Source organism: Microlunatus kandeliicorticis (assembly GCF_014137855.1).
GTDB lineage: Bacteria > Actinomycetota > Actinomycetes > Propionibacteriales > Propionibacteriaceae > Microlunatus > Microlunatus kandeliicorticis.
This window is the reverse complement of sequence record NZ_JACGWT010000003.1, coordinates 518,733-543,757: the sequence shown is the minus strand read 5'-3', so window position 1 is coordinate 543,757 and position 25,025 is coordinate 518,733. Positions and strand designations below refer to the sequence as shown.

The following is a 25,025-nucleotide window of genomic DNA, read 5'->3' as shown; positions in this document are numbered from 1 at the left end:
CGGGACCGATCCTGTCGGACCGCCCGGGCAGGATGGGGACATGCCAGCCAGCACCGCCCTGACCCCGGCCGAGCACCTCGCGGCGACCATCCGCGCGGTGGCCGGTCCCGAGGCCACGCCGCGCGCCGACCAGGTGGCCGCGGTCGAGGCCCTGGTCACCGACCGGCGCCGGGTGCTCGTCGTCCAGGCCACCGGGTGGGGCAAGTCGGCGGTCTACTGGGGCGCCACCGCGGCGTTCCGCGCGGCCGGCGCCGGACCGACCCTGGTGGTCTCGCCGCTGCTCGCGCTGATGCGTGACCAGATCGCCGCCGCGCAGCGAGCCGGGCTCCGCGCCGCGACCATCAACTCCACCAACCTCGACGAGTGGGACTCCGTCTTCGCCTCGATCGCCGACGGCTCGCTCGACGTCCTGCTGATCTCCCCCGAGCGGCTGGCCAACCCCAACTTCGCCGACCGGCTCCCGCGGCTGCTCGGCTCGACCGGCCTGCTGGTGATCGACGAGGCCCACTGCGTCAGCGACTGGGGCTTCGACTTCCGTCCCGACTACCAGCGGCTCACCCGCACGCTGCTCCAGCTCGGCGACGACACCCCGGTGCTGGCGACCACCGCGACCGCCAACGAACGCGTCACCGCCGACGTCGCACGCCAGTTCGGGGACGACACCCTGACCCTCCGCGGCTCGCTGGCCCGGTCCTCGCTGCGGCTCGCCGTCGTGCCGCAGCTGACCCCGCTCGAGCGGTACGCCTGGGTCGCCGACGCCCTGCACCAGCTCGCGGGCTCGGGCATCGTCTACGTCCTCACGGTCGCCGAGACCGAGCGCGTCGCCGGCTTCCTCCGCGAGCAGGGGCTCGACGTCGCGGCCTATTCGGGCCAGACCGAGAACCGCGAGGAGCTCGAGGACCGGCTGCGACGCAACGAGGTCAAGGCCCTGGTGGCCACCTCGGCGCTCGGCATGGGCTACGACAAACCGGATCTCGCGTTCTGCGTGCACCTCGGGTCGCCCGCCTCGCCGGTCGCCTACTACCAGCAGGTCGGCCGGGCCGGGCGGGCGCTCGACGACGCCACCGCCGTGCTGGTGCCCTCCGAGTCCGACGAGCGGATCTGGGACTACTTCGCCACCGCGGGCATCCCCGACGACGACCAGGTGGAACGGATCCTCGACGCGCTCCGCGACGGCCCGCGCACGGTCGCCGATCTCGAGAGCGCGACCGGGCTCCGCCGGACCCGGCTCGACGGGCTGCTCAAGCTGCTGGCCGTCGACGACGTGGTGGCCCGCGAACGCAGCACCTGGGTGGCCACCGGCAAGAAGTGGTTCTACGACACCGCCAAGTGGGACGCGCTCAAGAAGGTCCGCGCCGACGAGGCCGACCTCATGCGTCGCTACGCGCACGGCGAGGGCTGCCTGATGCAGTTCCTCCAGCAGGCGCTCGACGATCCCGATCCGCAGCCCTGCGGACGGTGTTCGGTGTGCGACGGACGGCTGCCCGCGCCCGGCGCCGCGCCGGCCGCGGAGACGGTGGCGGCGGCCCAGCGGTTCTTCCGCGGTCAGGAGGTCCGGGTCGAGCCCCGCAAGCTGTGGCCGACCGGGACCCCGGGCCACAAGGGCAAGCTGAAGGTCGTCACCGAGGGGCGCGCGCTCGCGTTCGCCGACGACCCGGCCTGGCAGGAGGTGTTGACCACCCTCTGGCGCCGGGACGCCGAGGCGCCGCCGGCCGTGCTCGACGGCATGGTCGAGGTGCTCAAGCGCTGGTCGCGCACCTGGTTCCGGCCGACGGCGATCGTCCCGATGCCGTCGCGGCGCTATCCGACCCTGATCCGCTCGGTCGCCGACCACCTCGGGCGGGTCGGTCGGCTGCCCGTGGTCGAGGCGCTCGAGGTCAGCGGTCGACGCCCCGCCGAGAACGCCTCGTCGATCACCCGGGTGACGGACCTGCTGGCCACCACCCGCGTCCGTGACAGCATCCAGCTCGACGGGCCGGTCCTGCTGGTCGACGACACCATCCGGTCCCGGTGGACCTCGACCGTCGCCGCCGAGCTGCTCGGCACGGTGGGCGCCCAGGCGGTGCTGCCTCTGTCCATCCACCAACTGCCCTGATCAGGAGGCGCCTGACGATCGACAGCGCCAAGCGGTGACGTCCGTCATCGCGCCGGACCTCCCTCGCGGGCGACAGTGATCGAGTCATCGATCCTGGAGGGGGACGAGCATGAGCATGAACGTACGCAGTGGAGTGGTCGGCGGCCTGCTCTCCGCCGTCATCTGGATGATGATCGCCACCGCGGTCGGTCTGGGCAGAGCACCGGTGATCGTCGGCGGCCTGCTGTGCCTCGTCGGTACCGGAGCGATCACCATCGCGATCGCCACCATGGTCGGTCGCCGCGTCGCCGCGGGTCGTTCCTGAGCGTTGAACCATTGATCCGGTGTCCTGCGCCGGGTGCGGGAACGCCAGCACGGCGCCCTGAGCCTGTCGAAGGGCTGGCGATTGGGTGCGCGCGCTTCGACAGGCTCGGCGCACGGATCGGGCAACGGACCCACGGTGCCCAGCGCGCGGGTGCGGGACGGACTCACGGTGCCCTGAGCTCGTCAAAGGGCTTGGAGCGAGGGTGCGCGGCTCCTGCGCTTCGACAAGCTCAGCGCTCGGGTCCAACGGTGCCCTGAGCCTGTCGAAGGGCTTGGAGCGAGGGTGCGCGGCTCCTGCGCTTCCGCAGGCTCAGCGCACGGTCAAGCGGGCTGACCCTGCGTGCCGCGCAGCGCCTCCACCACCGCGGCGAGCCGGTCGAGATCGCCGGGCTCGACGAGGTCCGGCAGCGCGCAGAACACCGTGCTGACGCCCAGGTCGGCCAGCCTCCGGTAGCGCTCGGCCGTCTGTTCCGGTGTCCCCGCGTGGTGGCGGGCGGCGAAGGTGGTCGCGGGCGTCCGGCCACGGAGCCGTTCCACCCGGTGGGCAGCGTCCTCGCGGTCGGTCCCAACGACCGGGAGGTCGAGCACGGTGATCGCGACGTCCGCCGGGTCACGTCCGGCGACCACACAGTGATCGCGGAGGATCGCGATCTTGTACGCGAGCAGGTCAGGATCGCTCGGCAGGTTGCAGGCGTCGCCGAGCCGGGCGGCGATCTGCAGGGTCCGGCGTTCGCCCGAGCCACCGACCACGATCGGCAGGCGTCCGACCGGTCGCGGATAGCTGACCGTCTCGGGCAGGTCGACCCGGCCGCTGCGGTGCGGCTTGGTTCCCGGCGACCACAGCGCGCGGATCAGCTCGATCCCGCTCTCGAGCGCGTCGAGCCGCTCCCGCGCCGGAGGGAAGGGCAGCCCGAAACCGGCGTGCTCGCGGTCCCACCAGCCGGCACCCAAGCCGAGGAAGGCGCGTCCGTCACTCAGGGCGTCCAGCGTGGCGGCCGCCTTGGCGGTGACCCCGGGCGGACGGAAGGTGACCGGCGAGACCAGCGTGCCGAGCCGCAGGGAGGTGTCGAGCCCGGCCAGCAGACCCAGCGTGACCCACGGCTCGGGGATCGGCTCCCAGACCCGGCCGACCTGCGGGATCTGGATCAGGTGATCCATCAGCGCGATCCCGGTGATCCCGACCCGGTCGGCCTCGCGAGCGATCCCGGTCAGCCACCGCACCGGGTCCTCGCCCCAGGGAAAGCGCGACAGCTGCAGGACGACCTCCAGGCTCGCCGCCGACGCGACCGGCGTGCCGTCCGAACGGCCGCTCACCGCCTGGGCGCTGACTGGCGCCGCGGCCGCCGTCCCGCTCGGCCCGGTGCCCGACCGTGGCCGTGCCGCGGCGGCCACCCCGGCCGTCGGGTCGGCGGGCGGGGTCGCGGGCTCCGCCGGCGGCGCCACGGACTCGACCCGGGCCCAGGGCTCGTCGTCGAGCTCGGCGACCGTCTCGCGCAGGCCGCGGAGCTGCGCGGCGAGCACGGCAGCCGGTACCGGCCGGGCGCGCTCGCGGTTCCGGGACCGGCAGAGCGCCGCCGGAGTGTCGAACAGCACCGCGACCGCGGGCAGCCCGGCCGCCTCCGCGGTCTCGCGCCAGCGGCGGCGCCGAGCCCGGTCGGTTCCCAGGGTGTCGACCACCACCGTGAGCCCGCGACGGAGCCGGGCCTCGACGATCCGGTCGAGCAGGTCGAAGGCGTCCCGGGTGGCGTCGAGGTCGTTCTCGCCGCTGCCCACGACCGCCCGCAGCGCGTCGGAACCGACGATCTCGACCTCGCGGTAGTGCGCACGGGCCCAGGTGGTCTTGCCCGACCCGGACGCCCCGATCAGGACGAGCAGGGCCGGATCGGGGAGCGGGTCGGCCATCGCCGCAGTCTGGCAGGCCCGCTCCGCGTCCCGAGGTCACCCCTGACGCCCCACCCGCCCCCACACCCGCGCTCACCCGCGCTCACCCGCCGAGGAGCGCGACTGCCTACCCTGCAGCGGTGACCGACTTCGCCGCGACCGCCGCCGATCTCGACGCCGCGGACCCGCTGGGCCACTGGCCGGGACGCTTCGTCCCCGCTGGCGACGACCTGGTGGCCTACCTCGACGGCAACTCGCTCGGCCGCCCGCCCCGCGACCTGCCGGCTGCGCTCGACGCCTTCGTCCGCGGGCCCTGGGCCGACCGGCTGATCCGGGGCTGGAGCGAGGGTGACGAGCCGTGGATGGACTGGCCGCTGCTGGTCGGTGACGAGCTGGCCGCTGCGGCGCTCGGTGCGGCCGCCGGGCAGACGATCATCGCCGACTCGACCTCGGTGCTGATCTACAAGCTGGCCCGCGCCGCGCTGTCGCTGAGCGGGCCGGAGCGCGACGAGATCGTGCTCGACGCCCACAACTTCCCGACCGACCGCTACCTGCTCGAGGGGATCGCCGCGGAGACCGGCCGGGTCCTCCGCTGGATCGAGACCGACCCGGAGCTCGGGGTCACGCCCGAGCTCGTCGCCGAGGTGGTCGGGGAGCGGACCGCGCTGGTGCTGGCCAGCCACGTCGCCTACCGCTCCGGCTACCTGGCCGAGGCGGCGGCGATCACCGCTGTCGCCCACGACGCCGGCGCCCCGGTGCTCTGGGACTGCAGCCACTCGGTCGGCTCGGTCCCGATCATGCTCGACGCCTGGGAGGTCGACTTCGCGGTCGGCTGCGGCTACAAGTACCTCAACGGCGGTCCGGGTGCCCCCGCCTTCGGCTACGTGGCCGCGCGCCACCATGATCACGCCCGGCAGCCGCTGCAGGGCTGGATGGGGCACGCGGAGCCCTTCGTGATGGGCCCGGGCTACCGGCCGGCCGCCGGGATCCGCGGCTTCGTCACCGGCACTCCGCCGATCCTCGCGATGGTGCCGCTCCGGCTGGGGATCGGTGACGTCGCCGAGGCGGGCATCGAGGCGGTCCGCACCAAGTCGCTGGCGCTGACCGACTTCGCCCTGAGCATGATCGACGAGCTGCTGGTGCCTCGCGGCGTCCGGCTCGGCTCGCCGCGCGACCATGATCATCGCGGTGGCCACCTGACGATCAGCCGCACCGGCTTCGAGGAGCTGACCCCGCGCCTGTGGGCGCGCGGGGTGATCCCGGACTTCCGGCGCCCGGACGGCATCCGGCTCGGGCTCTCGCCGCTGACCACGCGCTTCGCCGAGGTCGCCCGGGCGATCGAGGTGGTGGTCGAGGAGCTCGACCGGGTCTGACCGTCGGGGACTTCCTCCAGCGGGTGGACTAGCGTGGCCGACCGTGCCCGGTTACACGATGTCGGTGACGGTCGACGACGGGCCGGAGGCCCCGCTCAGCGCACGGCCCCGGTCGGGGCTGTTCACGGCGACCCCGTGGCGGTACGCGCTCGGGTCCGACCCGGCCGGTCAGGCGGACGGGGCCCCGCTGCGGGAGCCGCTGACCGCGCTCGACGTGACGATCGAGCCGCGGAGCACCCTGCAGTACGCCGTCTACGCCGAGTTCGGCGGGAACGACCGCGACCCGCACGGCGGCTGGGGTGCCACCGCGGTCGCCGTCGACCTGGTCCTCGACGACGGGAGCCGGCTGTCCGAGCACGGTCTGGCCGACCACCACGGCGTGGTCGCCGAGATCGGCGCGCAGACCGCGTCCAAGACCGTCTGCGCCGACCAGTGGACGCTCAAGCGGGTCGACCTGACCGCGCTGGCCGGGCGACGGGTGGTCGCCGCCGAGGTCGTCCTCGACCCGGCGCTGTCCGCGTCCGACGACCGCCCGGCGGTCGGCTGGATCGACGGGCTCGCCGTCGAGGTCGCCGCGCCGGCTCCGGAGCGCAGCCCCGCCGAGTGGGTGCTGACCACCCGCGGCACCCACGCCAGCGGCCGCTTCTCCCGCGGCAACAACGCTCCGCTGACCACCGTCCCGCACGGGGCCGCGTTCGCGATCCCGGTCACCGACGCCGGCACCAACCGCTGGCCGTACGCGTGGAGCGAGCACGACGTCGCCCCCGGGCTGTCCGCGCTGCAGGGGTTCGCGGTCAGCCACATCGCCAGCCCGTGGATGGCCGACCGCAGCGTCGTCCAGCTCGCCCCCGGCGGGGCCGAGCCCGCGCTCGACCGGGGGGCCCGGGCCCGGACGTTCCGGCACGCCGACGAGACCGCGCACCCGCACCTCTACCGGGTGGCGTTCACCGACGGCAGCACCGCCGAGCTGACCACCACCAGTCACGTCCTGGTGCTGCGGCTGCGGCAGCCCGACGGGGCCACGGTGATCGCCGACGGCATCGACGACCACGGCGAGCTGAGCTGGGACACCGACGCGCAGGGCCGCGGGGTGCTGACCGGCTGGACCGACGGGCCGTGGGCGCGCGGCGAGGAGCAATTGCGGATGTTCGTCTGGGCCCGGACCGACGGGCCGGTCAGTGAGCACGGCCGGTTCCCCGGCTCCGACCGTCCCGGCATGGGCTGCTGGGTGCGACCGAGCAGCGGCACCGTGACGATCGCCCTCGGCACCTCGTTCGTGTCCGTCGACCAGGCCCGGCGCAACGTCGAGCTCGAGGTCGGCGAGGCCGGCTTCGACACCGTCGCGGACCGGTCGAAGCAGGCCTGGGACGCACTGCTCGGCCGGGTGCGGGTCGAGGGGGCCACCGAGGACCAGCAGACCAGCCTCTACTCCAACCTCTACCGCCTCTTCAGCTATCCCAACGACGCCGCCGAGAACACCGGCAGCGCCGACGCACCGCGGCCGCAGTACGCCAGTTTCCTGTCCCCGTTGCGATCCGCGCACACCACCGAGCACACCGGCGCGGTGATCATGGACGGCGAGATCGCGGTGAACAACGGCTTCTGGGACACCTACCGGACCGCCTGGCCGCTGCTCGCGCTGCTGGCGCCCACCCGCACCGCCGCGCTGGCCGACGGGTTCGTCCAGCACTACCGCGACTCCGGGTGGACGCCGCGCTGGTCGGCCCCCGGCTACTGCGACTGCATGGTGGGGACCAGCTCCGACATCGTCTTCGCCGACGTCCTCGCCGCCGGGGTCGACGGTTTCGACCTGTGGGATGCCTTCGACTCCGCGCTCCGCAACGCGACCGTGCCGGCCACCGACCCGCACGTCGGCCGCAAGGGCCTCGACGTCGGCGTGTTCACCGGGGTCACCGACACCGACACCGACGAGGGCCTGTCCTGGTCGATGGACAACGCGCTCAACGACTACGGCGTGAGCCGGCTCGCGTCGGCGCTGCTCGAGCGCGAGCCGGACCACCCGCGGGCCGCCGAGCTGGCCGCCTGCGCGGTCTACTTCGACGGTCGCGCCCGGCACTACGCGAACCACTTCGACCCGGCCACCCGGTTCTTCGCCGGGGTCCGTCCCGACGGCGGCTTCCGGTTCAGCGCCGACGCGTTCGACCCGCGCGAGTGGGGCGGCGACTACACCGAGACCAACGCCTGGGGGATGCGGTTCACCGTGCCGCACGACGGCGAGGGGCTGGCCGCGTTGTTCGGCGGCCGCGCGGGACTCGAGACCGCCCTCGACGAGTTCTTCGCCGAGCCCGAGACCGGCAGCCCCCGGTTCAAGGGCAGTTACGGGCACGCCATCCACGAGATGACCGAGGCCCGCAACGTACGGATGGGGATGCTCGGGCTCTCCAACCAGCCGGCGCACCACATCCCGTTCATGTACCTGTACGCGCAGGCGCCGGCCAAGGCGCAGCGGGTGCTGCGCGAGTGCGTCGACCGGTTGTTCCTCGGTTCCGAGCTCGGGCAGGGCTACCCGGGCGACGAGGACAACGGCGAGATGTCGGCCTGGTGGGTCTTCGCCGCCCTGGGTCTCTATCCGTTGGTCCCGGGGTCGGGGCGCTACGTGATCACCGCGCCGCGGTTCGACCGCACCGTGATCACCCTCGAGGACGGCGCGGAGCTGGTGATCGAGGCGCACCGCGACGACCCGGCGGCCTGCTACGTCCACGCGGTGCGGGTGGACGGCGAGAGCTGGGCCCAGACCTCGATCGACATCGCCCGGCTCCGGCGGGGCGCCCGGATCGAGGTCGACCTCGGCACCGAGCCCGGGGCGTGGGGCACCGGAGCCGACGCCGTGCCGCCGTCGCTGACCCCGGCCGGTGAGCGACCGCGCCCCTGGCGCGACCTGACCCGGGGCGCGACGCTGCCCGGCGAGACGGCGGCCCTGGTCGCCGACCGGAGCGACGTGCCGGTGGCGGTCGATTCGGGCTGGTCGGTCGTGCTGCCGGGTGATGCGGGCGCGCCGGTCGAGATCTACACCGTGACGGCCTCGACCGACACCGCGGTGACCGGGTGGCGGCTCGAGGCCTCCGACGGCGACGACTGGCGCACGGTCGACGAGCGGACCGAGGAGGCGTTCGTCTGGGACCGGCAGACCCGGCCGTTCCTGCTCGACCCGCCGGTCGCCGCCGAGCGGTTCCGGTTCACCGCGCTGCGGGGCGGTGCGCTCGCGCAGCTGGAGCTGCTCACCCGCTGAGGCTCGTGCCGAAGGTCCTGTGCGCTGAGCTGGTCGGGGTCCCCTTCGACAGGCTCAGGGAACGGATGGGCTCAGAGCGCGGGGGGAGCACGTGCGCTGAGCTTGTCGAAGCGCGTTCCTTCGCACCAGAGGCCCTTCGACAAACTCAGGGCACGGGAGGGTTGGCTCAGCGCACCGTGGGAGCACGTGCGCTGAGCTTGTCGAAGCGCTCCTCCTTCGCACCAGAGGCCCTTCGACAGGCTCAGGGCGCGGGAGGGGGTCAGGGCGCGTGGGAGCACGTGCGCTGAGCTTGTCGAAGCGCGCTCCTTCGCGCCGGAGGCCCTTCGACAGGCTCAGGGCACGGGGCTTGACTCAGGGCGCGGACCCAGCGGTCAGATGACGCCGGTCCAGAGGTCGCGTTCGGGGTGGTCGGCCACGGCGTCGACCCCGAGCGGCTGCGGGCCGGCGAGGTCGGTGGAGGCGGGCCAGCCGGGGTCGCCGTCCCGGGCGAACCCGACCCAGCGGGCATGGACGTCGGCGGCCAGCGCGCGGGTCGGTGTGTCGTCGCGGACGCCGAGGTCGCCGTAGTCGACCCGGCCGACGCCGTCGAAGACGAACGGCAGCTCGATGCCGTGGCAGGCCCCGAGCGCGCCGCCGCGGGCGGGTGAGCGCCAGCCGAACTCGTACCACCAGACCCGGCCGGCGCGGGCCAGCTGGGCCTCGGCCATCCGCAGAGTCGGGACGGCGAAGACCCGGTCGGTGCCGATGGCGGCGAACAGCTCGTTCGGCGTGCTCGCCCGACCGGCCTCGCGGTAGCCGGCGATCAGCGCGTCGGGCTCCGGGTGCAGCCGGGCCACCACCGCGCGGAGCGCGGCGTCGTCGGGCACGCCGGCGCCGAGCAGCACCGTGTAGAGGTTGAGCTCCTCGGTGTTGCTGCCCACCAGCAGGTCGACGTCGGGGCCGGACCCGGCTGTGATCATCGCCGCCGGGGTGTCGGTCAGCAGCTCGTCGTCGATCACCGGACCGAAGGGCGACAACCGCATGGTCGGGTCGGTCGCGCCACCGACCGCGAGGTCGATCCCGGCCAGCACGCACTGGGTCAGCGTCGCGGCCAGCACGTCGTCGGACACCGCGGCGAACCCGGTCACGGTCGGCTCCGCGCCGAGCCGCTCGGCCACCAGTCGCGACGCGACGGCGGCCTGCTCGACGCTCAGCCCGTGGCTGCCGCCGCTCTGGCTGATCACCCGGCCGAACAGTCCCGGCGGGGCGGCCGCGGCGAGGGCGCAGACGCTGATCGACCCGGCCGACTCACCGAAGATCGTCACCCGCTCCGGGTCGCCGCCGAACGCGGCGGCGTGCTCGCGCACCCAGCGCAGCGCCGCCAGCTGGTCGAGCAACCCGCGGTTGTCCGGTGCCCCGGGCAGGTGGGCGAACCCGGGCACCCCGAGCCGGTAGTTGATCGTGACGGCGACCAGCCCGGACCGGGCGAAGGCCTGCGCGTCGTAGGCGGGCGCCGAGCCGGACCCGCCGGTGAACGCCCCGCCGTGGACGTAGACGATCACCGGCCGGGGCTCACCGCCGTCGAGCGCCGCGAACGGGGTCCAGACGTTGAGGGCGAGGTAGTCCTCGCCGACCGGTTCGGCGGGCGCGCCGATGCACCGCAGGTCGAACGGCGCCCCGTCCACCCGGAACTGCGGCGCGCTCGGTCCGAACGCCCGGGCGTCCCGCGGACCCGACCAGGTCGGCGGCGCCGGGTGCGCGAACCGCAGGGCGCCCACCGGCGGGGCCGCGTACGGGATGCCGCCGAAGAACGCAAGCGGCTCGTCGCCGTCCGGGGTCTCGATCCGGCGTCCGGTCAGCACCCCCTCGTCGAGCTCGACCGTCGGGTCGCCCGCCGCCGTCTGCCGTCCGCTCACACGATCGCCTTCCCCGGGTTGAGGATCCCGTGCGGATCCAGCGCCTGCTTGACCGCCCGCTGCATCGCCTGCACCGCGGGGCTCTGCTCGCGCGCCAGCCCGGGCAGCTTGAGCAGGCCGACGCCGTGCTCGCCGCTCACCGTGCCGCCGAGCTCGAGACAGCCGTCGATGATCTCGGCGAACGCCGCCTGCGCCCGGTTCCGGGCGGCCTCGTCACCGGCGGGCGTGATCAACAACGGGTGCAGGTTGCCGTCACCGGCGTGGGCGATGTTGGCCACCACGGTGTGGTGCCGGGCCGCGATCGCGGTGATCCGGGTCAGCATCTCGGGCACCGCGCCCACCGGGACGCAGACGTCCTCGGTGAGCACCGGGCCGAGGCGTTCGAGCGCCGGGTAGGCCAACCGTCGGGCCGCGAACAGGGCGTCCGCCTCCTCGGCGTCGGCCGACCGTGCCGCCCAGCTCGCGCCGCCGCGCTCGAAGCAGCCGACCAGTGCGTCCGCCTCGGCCTCGCCCGCGGCGCCCGGGGCGTCCACCCGGCCCAGCAGCAGCACCTCGGCCTCGGCGGTCAGACCCATGTTCTTCCAGGCGTCGACGGCCTCCAGGCAGCGGCGGTCGACCAGCTCGAGCGCGGACGGGGTGACACCGGCCCGGCCGACCTCGGCCACCGCAGCCCCGGCCGCGGTCACCGAGTCGAAGTAGCCGACCACGGTGTGCTCGGGCGCCCGCGCCGGCCGGAGCCGGACGGTGACCTCGGTGACCACGCCGAGGGTGCCCTCGGCGCCCACCAGCAGCGAGCACAGGTCGTAGCCGGCGACCCCCTTCGCGGTGGTCCGGCCCACCCGGACCAGCTCGCCGAGACCGTTGACCAGCTCGAGGGCGAGCACGTAGTCGCGGGTGACGCCGTACTTCACGCAGCAGACGCCGCCGGCGTTGGTGGCCACGTTGCCGCCGATCGTCGACCAGGGCGAGCTCGCCGGGTCCGGGGGATACCAGAGGCCCTGCTCGGCGCACGCGGCCCGCAGCCGGTCGTTGACCACGCCGGGCTGGACGACGGCGAGCCGCTCGGCCGGGTCGATCCGGAGGATGGCGTCCATCGCGTCGAAGGCGACGACCACGCTGCCTGCGGTCGCGTTCGCGGCACCGGACAGCCCGGTGCCCGCCCCGCGCGGGACCACCGGCGTCCCGGTGGCCAGGCACGCCCGGACCACCGCCTGCACCTGCGCGGCGTCGCGCGGCCGCACCACCGCGGCCGCCGGCTGCCAGGGTGCCCACTCGGCGTCGTCGTGGCTGTAGCCGGCGATCACGTCGGGGTCGGTGACCAGCACCTCGGCCGGGAGCACCCGGCGCAGGTCGTCGACGACGGTGGCGCTCACCGGGTCAGTGTGCCCCGGCGGGGACCACCCGGTCGGCGCGGGTCGCTACCGTGCCGGTGTGAGCGACACGGGTGCGAACCAGGACGACGAGCCGATCAGCAGCGAGCACCGGCCCGTCGCCTGCTGGCTCACCGACATGGACGGGGTGCTGGTCCACGAGCAGCGCGCCATCCCCGGGGCGGCCGAGTTCATCGCCGCTCTGCAGCGCTCGGGGCTCCGGTTCCTGGTGCTGACCAACAACTCGATCTTCACCGCGCGCGACCTGCGCGCCCGGCTGCTGGCCAGCGGGATCGACGTCCCGGAGGACTGCATCTGGACGTCCGCGCTGGCCACCGCGCAGTTCCTGGCCGAGCAGAGCCCCGGCGCCTCGGTGTACGTGATCGGCGAGACCGGACTGACCACCGCGCTGCACGAGGCGGGGTTCGTGATGACCGAGACCGACCCCGACTACGTGGTGCTCGGCGAGACCCGCACCTACTCCTTCGAGGCCATCACCAAGGCGATCCGCTACCTCGAGCGCGGTTCGCGGTTCATCGCCACCAACCCCGACGCGACCGGCCCGTCGGCCGAGGGGTCGCTGCCGGCCACCGGGTCGGTGGCCGCGCTGATCACCCGGGCCACCGGGCTCGAGCCCTACTACGTCGGCAAGCCGAACCCGCTGATGATGCGATCGGCGCTCAACCGGATCCACGCGCACTCCGAGACCACGGTGATGGTGGGGGACCGGATGGACACCGACGTGATCGCCGGGATCGAAGCGGGGCTGCGGACGTTCCTGGTGCTGACCGGGTCGACCTCGGTGGAGCGGATCAGCCGGTTCCCCTACCGCCCCAGCCAGATCGTCGACTCGGTGGCCGACCTGGTCGACCTGGTCGAGCGCTGGGCGCCGTCCTGAGCCTGCCGAAGGGCGCCGTCCTGAGCACGTCGAAGGGCGCCGTGCTGGTCAGTGCTTGAAGTCGGGGACGTCGATCTGCTTGATCTTGCCGTCCTCGAGGTGCCGGATGGTGAAGCCTCCGGTGGGCTGGGTGTCCGAGCGGGCCTCACGGATCCGGTCGTCGGCGGGCTTGCCGGTGCGCGGTGCGCCCGGCTGCTGCGACGGCGTCTTCCCGGCCGGGGTGGTGCTGCTCTTCTCGGAGGACCGGGGCTCGCCCGCGCTCGGGCTGGCCGGCCCGGAGCAGGCAGCCAGCAGCCCAGCCGCGACCAGCACCGCCACCGCGCCGATCACCGGCGTCCTCGTCCTCATGTCCACAGGGTACGGCGGGACGTCAAGACGTCCGGGTCAGCGAAGCCGGTCCACGGTGGCCTGGTAACCACCCAGCTGGCGCGGGTTGGGCACCGGTGTCGGCCACTGGTCGACCGGCCAGCCGGCCTGCGGATCCTCCATCCGGAAGGTCCAGGTGCGTACCGGTGCGGGCTCTGTGACCGCCGCGACCGTCGGCGCGGTGATCCGGTGCACCGGGATGTCGCGGAGCACCGGCAGGCCCGGGAAGGCGATGTCGACGGTGCGGGCGCCGCGGGGCAGCGCCGGCAGGTCGGTCACCACCGTCGCGGTCGTGCCGGCCCGGACCAGCCCCTTGGTCCACAGCCGCAGGTCGGTGCACAGGCACTCCTGCTGGTGGAGTCCGGACAGGTCGGTGGTCAGGCTCCGGGCGACCAGCGGCGAGCGCCGGCGGCCGTCGACGGCGACCACCGACGGGGCGCTGGCGTACCCACCGGCGTAGCCGTAGCGCTGGTCGTGGTCGGTCGCCACCAGCGGCGGCACCGTGATCCCGGTGATCTCGTTCCCGTCGCTGCGGCTCTCGATCGTCCACGAGACCGAGGTGGTGCCCGGGCCGGCGAGGACCGACACCACACCGAGCCGGAGCCGTTGGCCCGGTGGGGAGGGGTAGGCGAAGTCGGGGGTGCGGACCACCGGTCCGGCGGGGGTGCCCGGTCGGGCCAGTGCGGCCGCGGCCGTGGCGTCGGTCCCGAACGGCGCCTCGCCCTCGGGGGTGACCGGGACGTCGGGGAACACCGGCAGCGTGGTGATGTCGACGTCGACCCGGTCGACGCCGCGGGGCAGCGCCGGGAAAGCGGCCTGGAGCAGCGTGGTCACCCCGAACCGGAGCACCCGCTGCACCACCCACGGTGGCGTGCACAGACAGTGCTGCTGGCTGCCCTGGCCGACGGCGGTGAGCGGGCGGAGCGCGGCGTCGTGGCTTCGGTCGAGCAGCACCACGTTGAGGTTGCCCTCGCTGAACCGGGTCAGGCCGAGGTCGGGGACGTCGGGCAGCACGGCGCCGACGCGGTCGCCGGGTCCGGTCAGCGGGGTGACCGACCAGTCGAGGACGGTGGCGGCGACCACCCGGCGGACGGCGTGGACGGCGATCCGGTAGCGGGTCCCCGTCCCGTCGGCGCTGGCCCAGACCCACGCGCCGAGGACGGGCAACCGCGGGTTGTCGCTCGGCGTCCAGACCGCGGTCGGCGTCGGGGTCGGGTCGATGGGTCCGGGCGCCGGGGTGCGGAACAGCCCGGGCTCCTGGCTCGACCAGCTGCAGCCCGCGGGCAGCAGCGCCACCACCAGACTCACCAGCAGCGCGACAGGGGCGCCGAGGAGCGTGCGCAGGCCACCCGCTCGTCCCGCCGACGGGGAGAGACGCCGGGACCGGAGAACGACCGGCTCGACGACGGGCCGGCGCCGGGTGCGCACCCGGTCAATCTAGAACCGGCGTGCAGGCCCCGGGCACGATCCGACGCCGACCGGCGGTGTTCAGTGCCGCTCGGAGGCTCGGTGGCCGCTCGGCGCTGCTCAGCGCTGCTCGTCACCGACGTGCCGAGGCACCAGCAGCACGGCCACCACCATCAGCACCGCGATCACGGCACTGCCGACGTAGACGTCGTGCACCGCGCTCTCGAGCGCCGCCACCGGGACGCCGGTCGCCGACCCGGAGTGCGCGACCACCGTCCCGCTGCCCCCGGCCCGGGCGATGGTGGCGTTGGCGATCGCGCCGAACACGGCGATGCCGACAGCGCTGCCCATCGACCGGGCGAACATGTTGGTCCCGGTCACCACGCCGCGACTGCGCCAGTCGACGGTGGACTGGGCGGCGACCAGGGTGGGGCTGGCCACCAGCCCCATGCCGAGTCCGATCACGAAGCAGGTGGCGCCGACCTGGAACACCGAGCTGGTCCGGTCGAGCAGCAACAGCAGCGCGGTGCCGACCACCACCAGCACCGACCCGATCAGCGCGGTGTTGCGGAAGCCGATCCGCAGATACAGCCGACCGGCCTGCGAGGCGGCGATCGGCCAGCCGAGGCTGAGCGCGGCCACCGCGAAGCCGGCGATCAGCGCGTTGGCGCCCAGCACGTTCTGCACGAACAGCGGGATGTAGGAGGTCAGACCGATCAGCAGCATGCCGACGGTCAGGCTGGTCAGGTTGGTGCCGTTGAGGATCCGTCGGCGGAACACCCAGCCCGGCAGGATCGGCTCGGCGGCACGGCGCTCGTTGAGTCCGAAGCCGACCAGCAGCACCACACCGACCGCGAAGACCGCGATGCTGACCGGCGACGTCCAGCTCCAGACCACGCCGCCCTCGAGCAGGCCGAGGATCAGCAGGCTGGCCCCGACGGTGAGCAGGGCGGAGCCGGCGAAGTCGATCCGGTGCTTGCTCGGGGTCACCTCCTCGCGGAAGCGGCGGGCGAGCAGCCAGGCCGCGACCGCGCCGACCGGGACGTTGACGAAGAAGATCCAGCGCCAGCTGAGGAAGTCGCTGAACACGCCACCGAGGGTCGGGCCGATCACCGAGGCGACGCCCCAGACGCTGGCCACGTAACCCTGGACGGTGGCTCGCTCGGCCACCGAGTAGAGGTCGCCGATGATCGTCATGCTGATCGGCTGGACCGCGCCGGCCCCCAGGCCCTGCACGGCGCGGAAGGCGATCAGCGCGCCCATGTTCCAGGCCACCCCGCAGAGCACCGAACCGAGCACGAACAGCCCGACACCGATCAGCATGATCGGCTTGCGGCCGAACTGGTCGCTGAGCTTGCCGTAGATCGGCACCGAGACGGCCTGGGCCAGCAGGTAGACCGAGAACAACCAGGGGAACTGGGCGAAGCCGCCGAGCTGGCGGACGATCGAGGGGACCGCCGTGGAGAGGATGGTCGCGTCTATGGCCACCAGGGCCACGCTCATCATCACCGAGAGCAGCACCGGCCCCCGCTCGGAGCGCAAGCCGACGTCGCGTCGGCTGACCTTCGCCGGGGTCACCTGCTGCTGGGCCACGGACTGAGCCAACCACCCGGAGCCGACAATATTCCCGGGCTGTGCTTCCGGGCGCGGTCCGACCGCCGCTCGCAGCCCGTCCCCCCTTTGCACTCGGTGGGGTCGAGTGCTAAAACTGACTTAGCACTCGGGCTGCCCGAGTGCCACCACCCACCGGTGAGAGCGCCGGGCCCACGGGCCCGGCATCGTCCGTCGCGGGCACCGTCGGGGTGGCGCTGCACCTGACCAAGCCAACGGCGGCTCGATGCCGCCGACCGACGCGGGAGGACTCGCGGAGCACAATGCCGAAACTCATTGAATTCAACACCGAGGCACGGCGCGGCCTCGAGCGGGGCATGAACCAGCTCGCCGACGCGGTCAAGGTGACCCTCGGCCCGAAGGGCCGCAACGTCGTGCTCGAGAAGAAGTGGGGCGCCCCCACCATCACCAACGACGGCGTCTCCATCGCCAAGGAGATCGAGCTCGAGGAGCCGTACGAGAAGATCGGCGCCGAGCTCGTCAAGGAGGTCGCCAAGAAGACCGACGACGTCGCGGGCGACGGCACCACCACCGCCACCGTGCTGGCCCAGGCGCTGGTCCGCGAGGGCCTGCGCAACGTGGCCGCCGGGGCGAACCCGATGGGCCTGAAGCGCGGCATCGAGAAGGCCGTGGCCGCGATCAGCGACAAACTGATCGCCAGCGCCACCGAGGTCGAGACCAAGGAGCAGATCGCCGCCACCGCGTCGATCTCCGCGGGCGACACCTCCGTCGGCGAGATCATCGCCGAGGCGATGGACAAGGTCGGCAAGGAAGGTGTCATCACCGTCGACGAGTCCAACACCTTCGGGCTCGAGCTCGAGCTGACCGAGGGCATGCGGTTCGACAAGGGCTACATCTCGCCGTACTTCGTGACCGACACGGAGCGGATGGAGACCGTCCTCGACGATCCCTACGTGCTGATCGTCAACTCCAAGATCAGCGCCCTCAAGGACCTGCTCCCGCTGCTCGAGAAGGTCATGCAGAGCGGCAAGCCGCTCGCCGTGATCGCCGAGGACGTCGAGGGCGAGGCGCTGGCCGCGCTGATCGTCAACAAGATCCGCGGCACCTTCAAGTCCGTCGCGGTCAAGGCCCCGGGCTTCGGTGACCGTCGCAAGGCCATGCTCGGCGACATCGCCATCCTCACCGGTGGCCAGGTCGTCTCCGAGGAGGTCGGGCTCAAGCTCGACTCGGTCGACCTCACCCTGCTCGGGCAGGCCCGGCAGATCCAGGTGACCAAGGACGAGACCACCATCGTCGACGGCGCCGGTGACGCCGACCAGATCGCCGGCCGGGTCGCCCAGATCCGCACCGAGATCGAGAACTCCGACTCCGACTACGACCGCGAGAAGCTGCAGGAGCGGCTGGCCAAGCTGGCCGGCGGCGTCGCGGTGATCAAGGTCGGCGCGGCCACCGAGGTCGAGCTCAAGGAGCGCAAGCACCGGATCGAGGACGCCGTCCGCAACGCCAAGGCTGCGGTCGAGGAGGGCATCGTCGCCGGCGGCGGCGTGGCGCTCGTCCAGGCGGCCAAGACCATCAGCCTCGACCTGACCGGCGAGGAGGCGACCGGCGCGCAGATCGTCATCAACGCCTGCGCGGCGCCGCTGAAGCAGATCGCCACCAACGCCGGCCTCGAGGGCGGCGTCGTGGCGGAGAAGGTGTCGAACCTGCCCGCCGGCCAGGGCCTCAACGCGGCCACCGGTGAGTACGTCGACATGCTGGCCACCGGGATCAACGACCCGGTGAAGGTGACCCGCTCGGCGCTGCAGAACGCCGCGTCGATCGCCGCGCTGTTCCTCACCACCGAGGCGGTCATCGCCGACAAGCCGGAGAAGGCTGCGCCGGCTCCGGGTGGCGACGGCGGCATGGGCGGCATGGACTTCTGAGTCCAGGCACCCCGCACGACCCGGCTCGCGAGCCGGATCCAGTACGACGACCACGAGGCGGTCCCGGGACACCGGGGCCGCCTCGCGGCGTTCCGGGGTGTGCCTGGGCGCGGCGGGTGGCGGCCGCCCGACCCGGACGTCCGGGCGGGGGTGGCCTAGGCCAGTCGGTGTGGCTCCGGCGCGCCGGTCGGGGCGGTGACAGGATGTGCCGCGTGACAGGGCGCAACGTGACGGGACCGACGGCGTGACCCGGCCGGTCCCGGCGGTGGTCGACGGGCACAACGACCTGCCGTGGGCGATGCGCGGCGTCGGCTACGACTTCGACGCCCGCGACATCGCCGTCCACCGTCCCGAGCTGCACACCGACCTGCCCCGGCTGCGAGCCGGCGGCGTCGGCGGGCAGTTCTGGTCGGTCTTCGTCCCCTGTCGCTACACCGGGGCCGAGGCCGTGACCGCCACCCTCGAGCAGATCGACGCCGTGCACGCGATGGTCGAGCGCTATCCGGACGACCTGGTGCTGGTGACCAGCGCGGAGGGGCTGGCCCGCAGCCTCGCCGACCGGCGACCGGACGGCCGCCGGCCGATCGCCTCGCTGCTCGGCGCCGAGGGCGGGCACAGCATCGACGACTCGCTCGGCGTGCTGCGCGACTACTACCGGCTCGGCGTCCGCTACCTCACCCTGACCCACAACGAGAACACCGCCTGGGCCGACTCGGCGACCGACGAGCCGGCGGTCGGCGGGCTCGGCGACTTCGGTCGTGCCGTGGTCGCCGAGATGAACCGGTTGGGGATGATGGTCGACCTGTCGCACGTCGCGGCGACCACCATGCGCGACGTCCTCGACTGCACCGAGGCGCCGGTGATCTTCAGCCACTCCTCGACCCGGGCCGTCTGCGAGCACCCGCGCAACGTCCCCGACGACGTCCTCGAGCAGCTCCCCGGCAACGGCGGGATCTGCATGATCACCTTCGTGCCCAGCTTCGTCAGCCCGCGGGTCCGCGGCTGGCAGCTGGGGGTGCAGGAGACGGCGGCCGCCGCCGGGGTCGACGTCCGCGACCTCGACGCGATGGCCGCCTTCACCGCGCGCTACCCGCAGCCCGAGCCGCGCGCCGGTCTGGACGACGTGGTCGCGCACCTCGAGCACGCTCGCGAGGTCGCCGGGATCGACCACCTGGGGCTGGGGGGCGACTTCGACGGCGTCCGCGACCTGCCCGACGGGCTCGACGACGTCGCCGCCTACCCGCGACTGTTCGCCGCGCTGGCCGACCGCGGCTGGAGCCAGGACGACCTGACCAAGCTCGCCCACGGCAACGTCTGCCGGACCTTCGCCGCGGTGGAGGAGCGGGCGGTCGAGCTCCGCCGGACGAGACCGGCGACGCCGGCCGCTCCCGCCCGGACGGTGGTGCACGCGTGAACGGGCTGCTCGAGGTGATCGCCCGGCACCCGGCCGACGCCGAACGGGCCCAGGAGGGCGGGGCCGACCGGATCGAGCTGGTCGGCAGCATGGACTACGACGGGCTGTCGCCCGAGCCGGCGCTGGTCGGCCAGGTCCGGCGGGCCACCACCCTGCCGATCCGGGTGATGGTGCGGCTGCGCGACGGGTTCGGGACCGACGGCGGCGAGGTGGTCCGGCTCCGCGGGCTGGCCGAGGAGTACCTGATGCTCGGCGCCGACGGCCTCGTGCTCGGGTTCCTCAACGCCCACACCGAGATCGACGTCGACGTGGTGCTCTCGATCGTCGGCGAGCAGCCCGGCCACGGCTGGACCTTCCACCGGGCGATCGACTCCTGTATCTCCACCGACCGGGCCTGGCGGACGCTGCCGCAGCTGCCCGGGCTCGACCAGGTGCTGACCGCCGGGTCGGCCCGCTCGGTGACCGAGGGCCTCGACGACCTGGTGGCCCGGGCGACCGCCGACCCGTTCGCCCGGCGGATGATCATGGCCGGTGGCGGGCTGTCGCCCGAGCACGTCCCCTGGCTGGCCCGGGCCGGCGTCCGCGCCTACCACCTGGGGCGTTCGGTGCGTCCGGACCGCAGCTGGAAGGCCTACGTCGACGCCGGGCTGGTGCGCAGCTGGCGCAAGCTGGTCAACGACTCGGTGCCGCCCGAGCCGACCGCCTGACCGCCGACCACCCGACCCGATGATCTTGATCGACGAGCCGAACTGGCCGGGCCACGGCCGGCTCTGGTCCCACTTGGTCAGCGACACCTCGGTCGACGAGCTGCACGACTTCGCAAACCGGGTGGGGATCCCGCGGCGGGCGTTCGACCGTGATCACTACGACGTGGTCGCCGACCGGTTCGCGGTCTGCGTCGCGGCCGGCGCCCGGGTGGTCCGCTCGCGCGAGCTGGTCGCCGCGCTCCGGGCGGCCGGGCTGCGGCGCCCCAAGCGGTCCCGGCTGGCGCGGTGATCGTCGAGGTGGACGAACCGCTCGGCCGTCGCTGGCCGCGACACCTGGTGCCGGGCGACACGGTGGCCCTGGTCTCGCCCAGCGGCCCGTCCGCGGTCGAGGCGGTCGACGCCGCCGAGGCGTTGCTGCACCGGTGGGGGTTCCGGGTCCGCCGCGGCGCGCACGTCGTCGACCGGCACCCGGGCCTGCGCTATCTGGCCGGGACCGACGCCGACCGTGCGGCCGATCTGCAGGCCGCCTGGACCGACCCGGACGTCGCCGCCGTCTGGGCCGTCCGCGGCGGCTACGGCGCGCAGCGCATGATCGACCTGCTCGACCTCGACGCGCTCCGCGCAGCCGGGCCCAAGCACCTGCTCGGCTTCTCCGACATCACCGCGCTGCACGCGCGGATCGGCGCGGCGCTCGGCCAGGTCACCCTGCACGCCCCGACCGCGACCAGCCGACAGCTCGACCGGGCGGTCAACGCCGACCGGGTCCGGGCGCTGCTGGTCGACGGCGCCGGTCCGGGGACGACGCTGCTCGACGGCCGGCCGCTGGCCGACGGAAGCGCCCGGGGCACCGCCACCGGCCGGCTGATCGGGGGCAACCTCAGCCTGATCGCCTCCGACGTCGGGATCGAGCCGCCCCCGGCGGTGCCCAGCGTGGTGCTCCTCGAGGACGTCGACGAGGAGAGCTACCGGCTCGACCGCCAGCTGACCCAGCTGCGGCGCAGCGGATGGTTCGAGCAGGTCACCGGGGTCGTGCTCGGCGACTTCACCCTGGTCGACGACGCGTCGGTGGTCGAGGCCGTGCTCGCCGAACGGCTCGGCGACCTCGGCGTGCCGGTGCTGCGGTCCGCCCCGGTCGGCCACGCGGACACCAACCTCGCCGTCCCGCTCGGCGCCGCCGTCCGGCTCGGGGTCGGCTCCGGGACGGCGGTGCTGCGGGCCTGCTGACCGGTGCCGCGGCCGCACCCGGGGGTCTGCACGGATTGCCGATCAGGTGTGCAGCCAACGCCGAGCGCCGCCCGCGGCGGCGTCGGTAACGTTCTGGTTGTCAGCACGCAGCAGGAACCGCCCGGTGGCCCCCGACACCGACCGGCTCCCGCACCGCGAGCCGACGGACCGGAACAGACCGCGGCCGGTGGCCCCCGACGCCGACCGCGGAATCAGATCCGGACAGCACGACCCGCGAGCACGACCACGACGTCACCCCGGTGAGGTCGGAGCGGTGGCCCCCGACGCCGCGACGCCCCTCACCACCGACGCCCCGCAGCACCCACAACGCCTGGCCCAGCGCCCGGCCGCACACGCAGCACAGCACGAGGACCGGCGTTGACGTCTCCCTTCCCCCACGGAGTCGCGAGTGCCGGTCCTCTGCTGTCGTGGCCGTCGTCCAGCCCGCCGTTCAGCCCGTCGCCCAGCCCGTCGTTCAGCCCGTCGCCCCGGCCGGCTCCCGGTAACGGTGGGCGAGCTGCCGGTAGTAGCGGCTGCCCAGCGCGGCCAGGGTCAGCACCGCGCCGACCACGCCGGTGAGCACGAACACCAACGCGATCCCGCGGTCCGCCCCGGTCCCGAACCAGCCGCCGAACGTCCGCGCGCCCCAGCCGTCGGTCATGAACGGGATGAACGCGAACTGGGTCAGCGGGCCGATCAGGAACGCAGTGATCGGCGAGGCAGCCTGCTCCACGCTCTGCGCGAAGCCGAACACCCGGCCCTGGCGCTGGTAGGGGACGACCTTCTGCAGGATCGTCTGCTCGGCCGCCTCCGCATAGGGGATCAGCAGCATGTAGACGTACATCCCGGCGGCCAGCAGCACCACCGACGACCGCAGCGGGAAGGCCATGGTGACCGTCCAGAGCACCAGGTTGATCACCAGCAGCAACCGGACCGGGTTGGTGCCCAGCCCGGTGCGGGCCACCGCGAGCCCACCGATGATCACGCCGGTGCTGAGCACGCCCCAGAGCAGCCCCCAGGTCTGCACCGGGACCAGCGACAGCCCGTAGGCGTCCATCAGCGCCATGAAGGCGCCGCCGAGGAAGTTGTTGAGGCAGGAGAAGACGATCAACGCTCCGAGCCCCGGGACGCCGCGGATCAGCCGCAGGGTGCCGCGCAGGTCCACCCGGCCGGTGGTGGCGGCCTCCTCGCTCCCGGCCGCGGGGACCACCCGGGTCTCCGGGACCCGCACCGGCGCGAGGTGGATCAGGGCCAGCAGGATCAGCCCGAGGGCCAGCAGCAGCACCCCGAGCATCCCGTTGCGGGCCACCAGCACGCCGCTGATCACCGAGGTGAGCAGGAAGGCGACACCGGTGGTGGTGCCGACCAGCCCGTTGGCCCGGTCGCGGTGCGCCGGGGTGATCAACAAGGTGACCAGGGTCGGCAGCGCGATCGTCCGCAGGTTGCCGGCGATCACCCCGATCATCAACACCACCACGAACACCCACAGCCACGGGCTGGCGGGATCACGGAAGGCGGCGTCGGGCAGCACGAGGGAGAGCGTCAGCCCGACGGCGTAGAAGACCCCGGAGACCAGCGCGGAGACCTGCATGATCGTCTTCTTGTGGTGCGCGTCGACCAGACTGCCGAACCAGATCCCGGTGCTCGCGGTGGCGACCAGGAAGATGCCGGCGATCATGCCGGTGGCGAACACCGACCGGGTCTCGAGATAGACCCAGAAGGTGACCGCGAACCAGACGGTGTAGTTGAGCACCGAGACGACCAGCGTGCTGATCAGCAGGTGCAGGAACACCCGTCCGCCGGCGGTGCGCAGCTCGGTGCCGAACCGGGCGGCCGTGGTCTCCTGGGTCACGTCGCTCATGCCGGGTGGGACCCCGCGGGGGACCGGAACTCATCGGCGTACCGGCGCCCGCGTCGCTCCCGGCGTGATGCGGAACGAGCGGTTCCGCGTTCTCCGGCAGACTCGGGGCCGTGCTCTCCACCTCGGCCCGGTTGCTGCGGCTGCTCTCGCTGCTGCAGACCCCGCGGGACTGGACCGGTCCGCAGCTGGCCGTCCGGCTCGGGGTGTCCACCCGGACGGTGCGCGCCGACGTCGAGCGGCTCCGCGAGCTCGGCTATCCGGTCGACGGCCGGCCCGGGGCGACCGGCGGCTACCGGCTGCGACCCGGGGCCGAGCTGCCGCCGTTGCTGCTCGACGACGACGAGGCGGTGGCCGTCGCGGTGGCCCTGCACGCCGGCGCGAGTGGTGCGCTGGGCGGGATGGAGGAGGTCGCGCTCCGGGCGCTCACCAAGATCGTCGCGCTGCTGCCGGCCCGGTTGCGGCGCCGGGTGGAGGCGGTCCAGGGCGTCTCGACCGTACTGCCCGACGGTGGGCCGCGGGTGCCGCCCGAGCTGCTGATCGCGGTGGCCCAGGCGTGCCGCGACCACGAGGGGCTGCGGTTCGACTACGACCGCCCGGCCTGGACCGCCGGAGGGGCGACGCCGCCGGTGGAGCGGCCGCGCCGGGTCGAGCCGCACGAGCTGGTGCACCGCGCCGGACGCTGGTACCTGGTGGCCTGGGACCTCGACCGCCGTGACTGGCGGAGCTTCCGGCTCGACCGGATGCTGCTGCGGACGCCGGGCGGGCCGCGGTTCGAGCCACGACCGGTCCCCGGTGGCGACGCCGGGAGGTTCGTCACCGAGCGGGTCGAGGCCTTCACCCGGCGCTATCCGGTGGTGATCCGGCTGCACGCGCCCCGGGACCGGCTGGCCGCCTGGATGGACCCCGGCTGGGGTGAGCTGACCGCGGTCGACGCCGACACCACCGAGTTCCGGGCCGCGACCGAGAGCCACGCCGCGATCGCGGTCTGGATGGCCTCCACCGGCGTCGAGTTCACCGTGGTAGACCCGCCCGAGCTCCGCGACAGCCTGGCCGGGCTGGCCGCCCGGATGGCCCGCGCGGCCGAGCGGAGGCCCTGACCGCACGGCCTCGTGAGGCCGGATCGAGGACTGCACGGATTGCCGACCAGGTGTGCACCGAGCGCCGAGAAGACCGGCACCGGAGTCCGTAGTGTTCTGGGTGTCGGAAGGAATCGATCCGCAACCCGAGGTGGCCCCCGACGCCCCGGACCACGATCAGGAACGACCGACGACGATCCGGACCCGACCGGAGCAGGTGGCCCCCGACGCCGGCTCCCGAGGACAGGATCACCGCAGGACACGCACGACACGACGTCACCCGGTGAGGTCGACGCGGTGGCCCCCGACGCCGCGACGGACGCACCTCCGACGCCCCGGCAGCACCCACAACCGAAGACCCACAAGCACTGAGGACCGGCGCTGACGTCTCCCATCCCCCGGAGTCGCGAT

At 73.6% G+C, this 25,025-nt stretch carries 18 protein-coding genes; 11 read left to right on the top strand and 7 right to left on the bottom strand.

The features are described from left to right. The first annotated feature begins 40 nt into the window (after positions 1 to 40). A complete protein-coding gene (locus tag FHX74_RS11575; protein WP_182560257.1) occupies positions 41 to 2,095 on the top strand; it encodes a DEAD/DEAH box helicase in 2,055 nt (684 codons plus the stop codon). Between the two features lie 109 nt (positions 2,096 to 2,204). After that, positions 2,205 to 2,399, top strand: a complete 195-nt coding sequence (locus FHX74_RS11570) for a hypothetical protein (RefSeq protein ID WP_182560256.1) — start codon at positions 2,205 to 2,207, stop codon at positions 2,397 to 2,399. 320 nt (positions 2,400 to 2,719) lie between these two features. Here the strand turns inward: FHX74_RS11570 and FHX74_RS11565 are convergent, their stop codons facing one another. Next, positions 2,720 to 4,300 carry an LLM class flavin-dependent oxidoreductase gene (locus tag FHX74_RS11565; protein ID WP_182560255.1) on the bottom strand — a complete coding sequence of 527 codons (1,581 nt, stop codon included), beginning with the start codon at positions 4,298 to 4,300 and terminating at the stop codon, positions 2,720 to 2,722. 119 nt (positions 4,301 to 4,419) lie between these two features. Here FHX74_RS11565 and FHX74_RS11560 point away from each other — a divergent pair, with 119 nt between their 5' ends. Together FHX74_RS11560 and FHX74_RS11555 are read left to right on the top strand one after the other, a co-directional pair. Continuing rightward, positions 4,420 to 5,652 carry a kynureninase gene (locus FHX74_RS11560; RefSeq protein WP_182560253.1) on the top strand — a complete coding sequence of 411 codons (1,233 nt, stop codon included), beginning with the start codon at positions 4,420 to 4,422 and terminating at the stop codon, positions 5,650 to 5,652. Positions 5,653 to 5,695: 43 nt separating this feature from the next. After that, positions 5,696 to 8,902: a GH92 family glycosyl hydrolase gene (locus tag FHX74_RS11555; protein WP_182560251.1), complete on the top strand. Its 3,207-nt coding sequence runs from the start codon at positions 5,696 to 5,698 to the stop codon at positions 8,900 to 8,902. A gap of 371 nt (positions 8,903 to 9,273) precedes the next feature. Here the strand turns inward: FHX74_RS11555 and FHX74_RS11550 are convergent, their stop codons facing one another. Together FHX74_RS11550 and FHX74_RS11545 are read right to left on the bottom strand one after the other, a co-directional pair. After that, positions 9,274 to 10,797 carry a carboxylesterase/lipase family protein gene (locus FHX74_RS11550; RefSeq protein ID WP_182560250.1) on the bottom strand — a complete coding sequence of 508 codons (1,524 nt, stop codon included), beginning with the start codon at positions 10,795 to 10,797 and terminating at the stop codon, positions 9,274 to 9,276. Beyond that, positions 10,794 to 12,170, bottom strand: coding sequence for an FAD-binding oxidoreductase (locus tag FHX74_RS11545; RefSeq protein ID WP_182560248.1), 1,377 nt, complete (start codon positions 12,168 to 12,170; stop codon positions 10,794 to 10,796). The genes FHX74_RS11550 and FHX74_RS11545 overlap by 4 nt, the downstream gene beginning before the upstream one ends. 136 nt (positions 12,171 to 12,306) lie before the next feature. On the opposite strand from FHX74_RS11545, the gene FHX74_RS11540 reads away from it, so the two are divergent. Beyond that, complete coding sequence (locus FHX74_RS11540; RefSeq protein WP_182560482.1) at positions 12,307 to 13,065, top strand: HAD-IIA family hydrolase; 759 nt, start codon at positions 12,307 to 12,309, stop codon at positions 13,063 to 13,065. Between the two features lie 48 nt (positions 13,066 to 13,113). Here FHX74_RS11540 and FHX74_RS11535 read toward each other — a convergent pair whose 3' ends face one another. The 3 genes from FHX74_RS11535 to FHX74_RS11525 all read right to left on the bottom strand — a co-directional run bounded on the left by FHX74_RS11535 (position 13,114) and on the right by FHX74_RS11525 (position 16,431). Then, positions 13,114 to 13,413: a hypothetical protein gene (locus tag FHX74_RS11535; RefSeq protein WP_182560247.1), complete on the bottom strand. Its 300-nt coding sequence runs from the start codon at positions 13,411 to 13,413 to the stop codon at positions 13,114 to 13,116. Positions 13,414 to 13,449: 36 nt separating this feature from the next. Beyond that, positions 13,450 to 14,739: a hypothetical protein gene (locus FHX74_RS11530; protein ID WP_182560245.1), complete on the bottom strand. Its 1,290-nt coding sequence runs from the start codon at positions 14,737 to 14,739 to the stop codon at positions 13,450 to 13,452. A 219-nt stretch (positions 14,740 to 14,958) separates the two neighbouring features. Further along, positions 14,959 to 16,431, bottom strand: a complete 1,473-nt coding sequence (locus FHX74_RS11525) for an MDR family MFS transporter (protein ID WP_328823777.1) — start codon at positions 16,429 to 16,431, stop codon at positions 14,959 to 14,961. A 281-nt stretch (positions 16,432 to 16,712) separates the two neighbouring features. On the opposite strand from FHX74_RS11525, the gene groL reads away from it, so the two are divergent. The 5 genes from groL to FHX74_RS11500 all read left to right on the top strand — a co-directional run bounded on the left by groL (position 16,713) and on the right by FHX74_RS11500 (position 21,677). After that, positions 16,713 to 18,332 carry a chaperonin GroEL gene (groL, locus tag FHX74_RS11520; protein WP_182560243.1) on the top strand — a complete coding sequence of 540 codons (1,620 nt, stop codon included), beginning with the start codon at positions 16,713 to 16,715 and terminating at the stop codon, positions 18,330 to 18,332. 244 nt (positions 18,333 to 18,576) lie between these two features. Then, positions 18,577 to 19,746 (top strand): dipeptidase, encoded by a 1,170-nt coding sequence (locus FHX74_RS11515; protein WP_328823776.1) that lies wholly within the window; start codon positions 18,577 to 18,579, stop codon positions 19,744 to 19,746. Further along, positions 19,743 to 20,453 (top strand): copper homeostasis protein CutC, encoded by a 711-nt coding sequence (locus FHX74_RS11510; protein WP_182560242.1) that lies wholly within the window; start codon positions 19,743 to 19,745, stop codon positions 20,451 to 20,453. Before FHX74_RS11515 ends, FHX74_RS11510 begins: the two co-directional genes overlap by 4 nt. A 19-nt stretch (positions 20,454 to 20,472) precedes the next feature. Then, complete coding sequence (locus FHX74_RS11505; RefSeq protein WP_182560240.1) at positions 20,473 to 20,742, top strand: DUF4031 domain-containing protein; 270 nt, start codon at positions 20,473 to 20,475, stop codon at positions 20,740 to 20,742. After that, positions 20,739 to 21,677, top strand: a complete 939-nt coding sequence (locus tag FHX74_RS11500; RefSeq protein WP_328823775.1) for a S66 peptidase family protein — start codon at positions 20,739 to 20,741, stop codon at positions 21,675 to 21,677. Before FHX74_RS11505 ends, FHX74_RS11500 begins: the two co-directional genes overlap by 4 nt. A gap of 475 nt (positions 21,678 to 22,152) precedes the next feature. Here FHX74_RS11500 and FHX74_RS11495 read toward each other — a convergent pair whose 3' ends face one another. After that, the gene (locus FHX74_RS11495; protein WP_182560238.1) at positions 22,153 to 23,538 is read right to left on the bottom strand and encodes an MFS transporter; all 1,386 of its coding nucleotides are present in this window, start codon (positions 23,536 to 23,538) and stop codon (positions 22,153 to 22,155) included. Positions 23,539 to 23,648: 110 nt separating this feature from the next. Between FHX74_RS11495 and FHX74_RS11490 the strand changes: the two genes are divergently transcribed. Further along, positions 23,649 to 24,635: a helix-turn-helix transcriptional regulator gene (locus FHX74_RS11490; protein ID WP_182560236.1), complete on the top strand. Its 987-nt coding sequence runs from the start codon at positions 23,649 to 23,651 to the stop codon at positions 24,633 to 24,635. Positions 24,636 to 25,025 lie beyond the last annotated feature (390 nt).

What these genes read in the sequence shown, in the direction of transcription:
- FHX74_RS11575 (WP_182560257.1), top strand. Translation starts at nt 41, where the DNA reads ATGCCAGCCAGCACCGCCCTGACCCCGGCCGAGCACCTCGCGGCGACC.
- FHX74_RS11570 (WP_182560256.1), top strand. Translation starts at nt 2,205, where the DNA reads ATGAGCATGAACGTACGCAGTGGAGTGGTCGGCGGCCTGCTCTCCGCC.
- FHX74_RS11565 (WP_182560255.1), bottom strand. Translation starts at nt 4,300, where the DNA reads ATGGCCGACCCGCTCCCCGATCCGGCCCTGCTCGTCCTGATCGGGGCG.
- FHX74_RS11540 (WP_182560482.1), top strand. Translation starts at nt 12,307, where the DNA reads ATGGACGGGGTGCTGGTCCACGAGCAGCGCGCCATCCCCGGGGCGGCC.
- FHX74_RS11535 (WP_182560247.1), bottom strand. Translation starts at nt 13,413, where the DNA reads ATGAGGACGAGGACGCCGGTGATCGGCGCGGTGGCGGTGCTGGTCGCG.
- groL (WP_182560243.1), top strand. Translation starts at nt 16,713, where the DNA reads ATGCCGAAACTCATTGAATTCAACACCGAGGCACGGCGCGGCCTCGAG.
- FHX74_RS11505 (WP_182560240.1), top strand. Translation starts at nt 20,473, where the DNA reads ATGATCTTGATCGACGAGCCGAACTGGCCGGGCCACGGCCGGCTCTGG.
- FHX74_RS11495 (WP_182560238.1), bottom strand. Translation starts at nt 23,538, where the DNA reads ATGAGCGACGTGACCCAGGAGACCACGGCCGCCCGGTTCGGCACCGAG.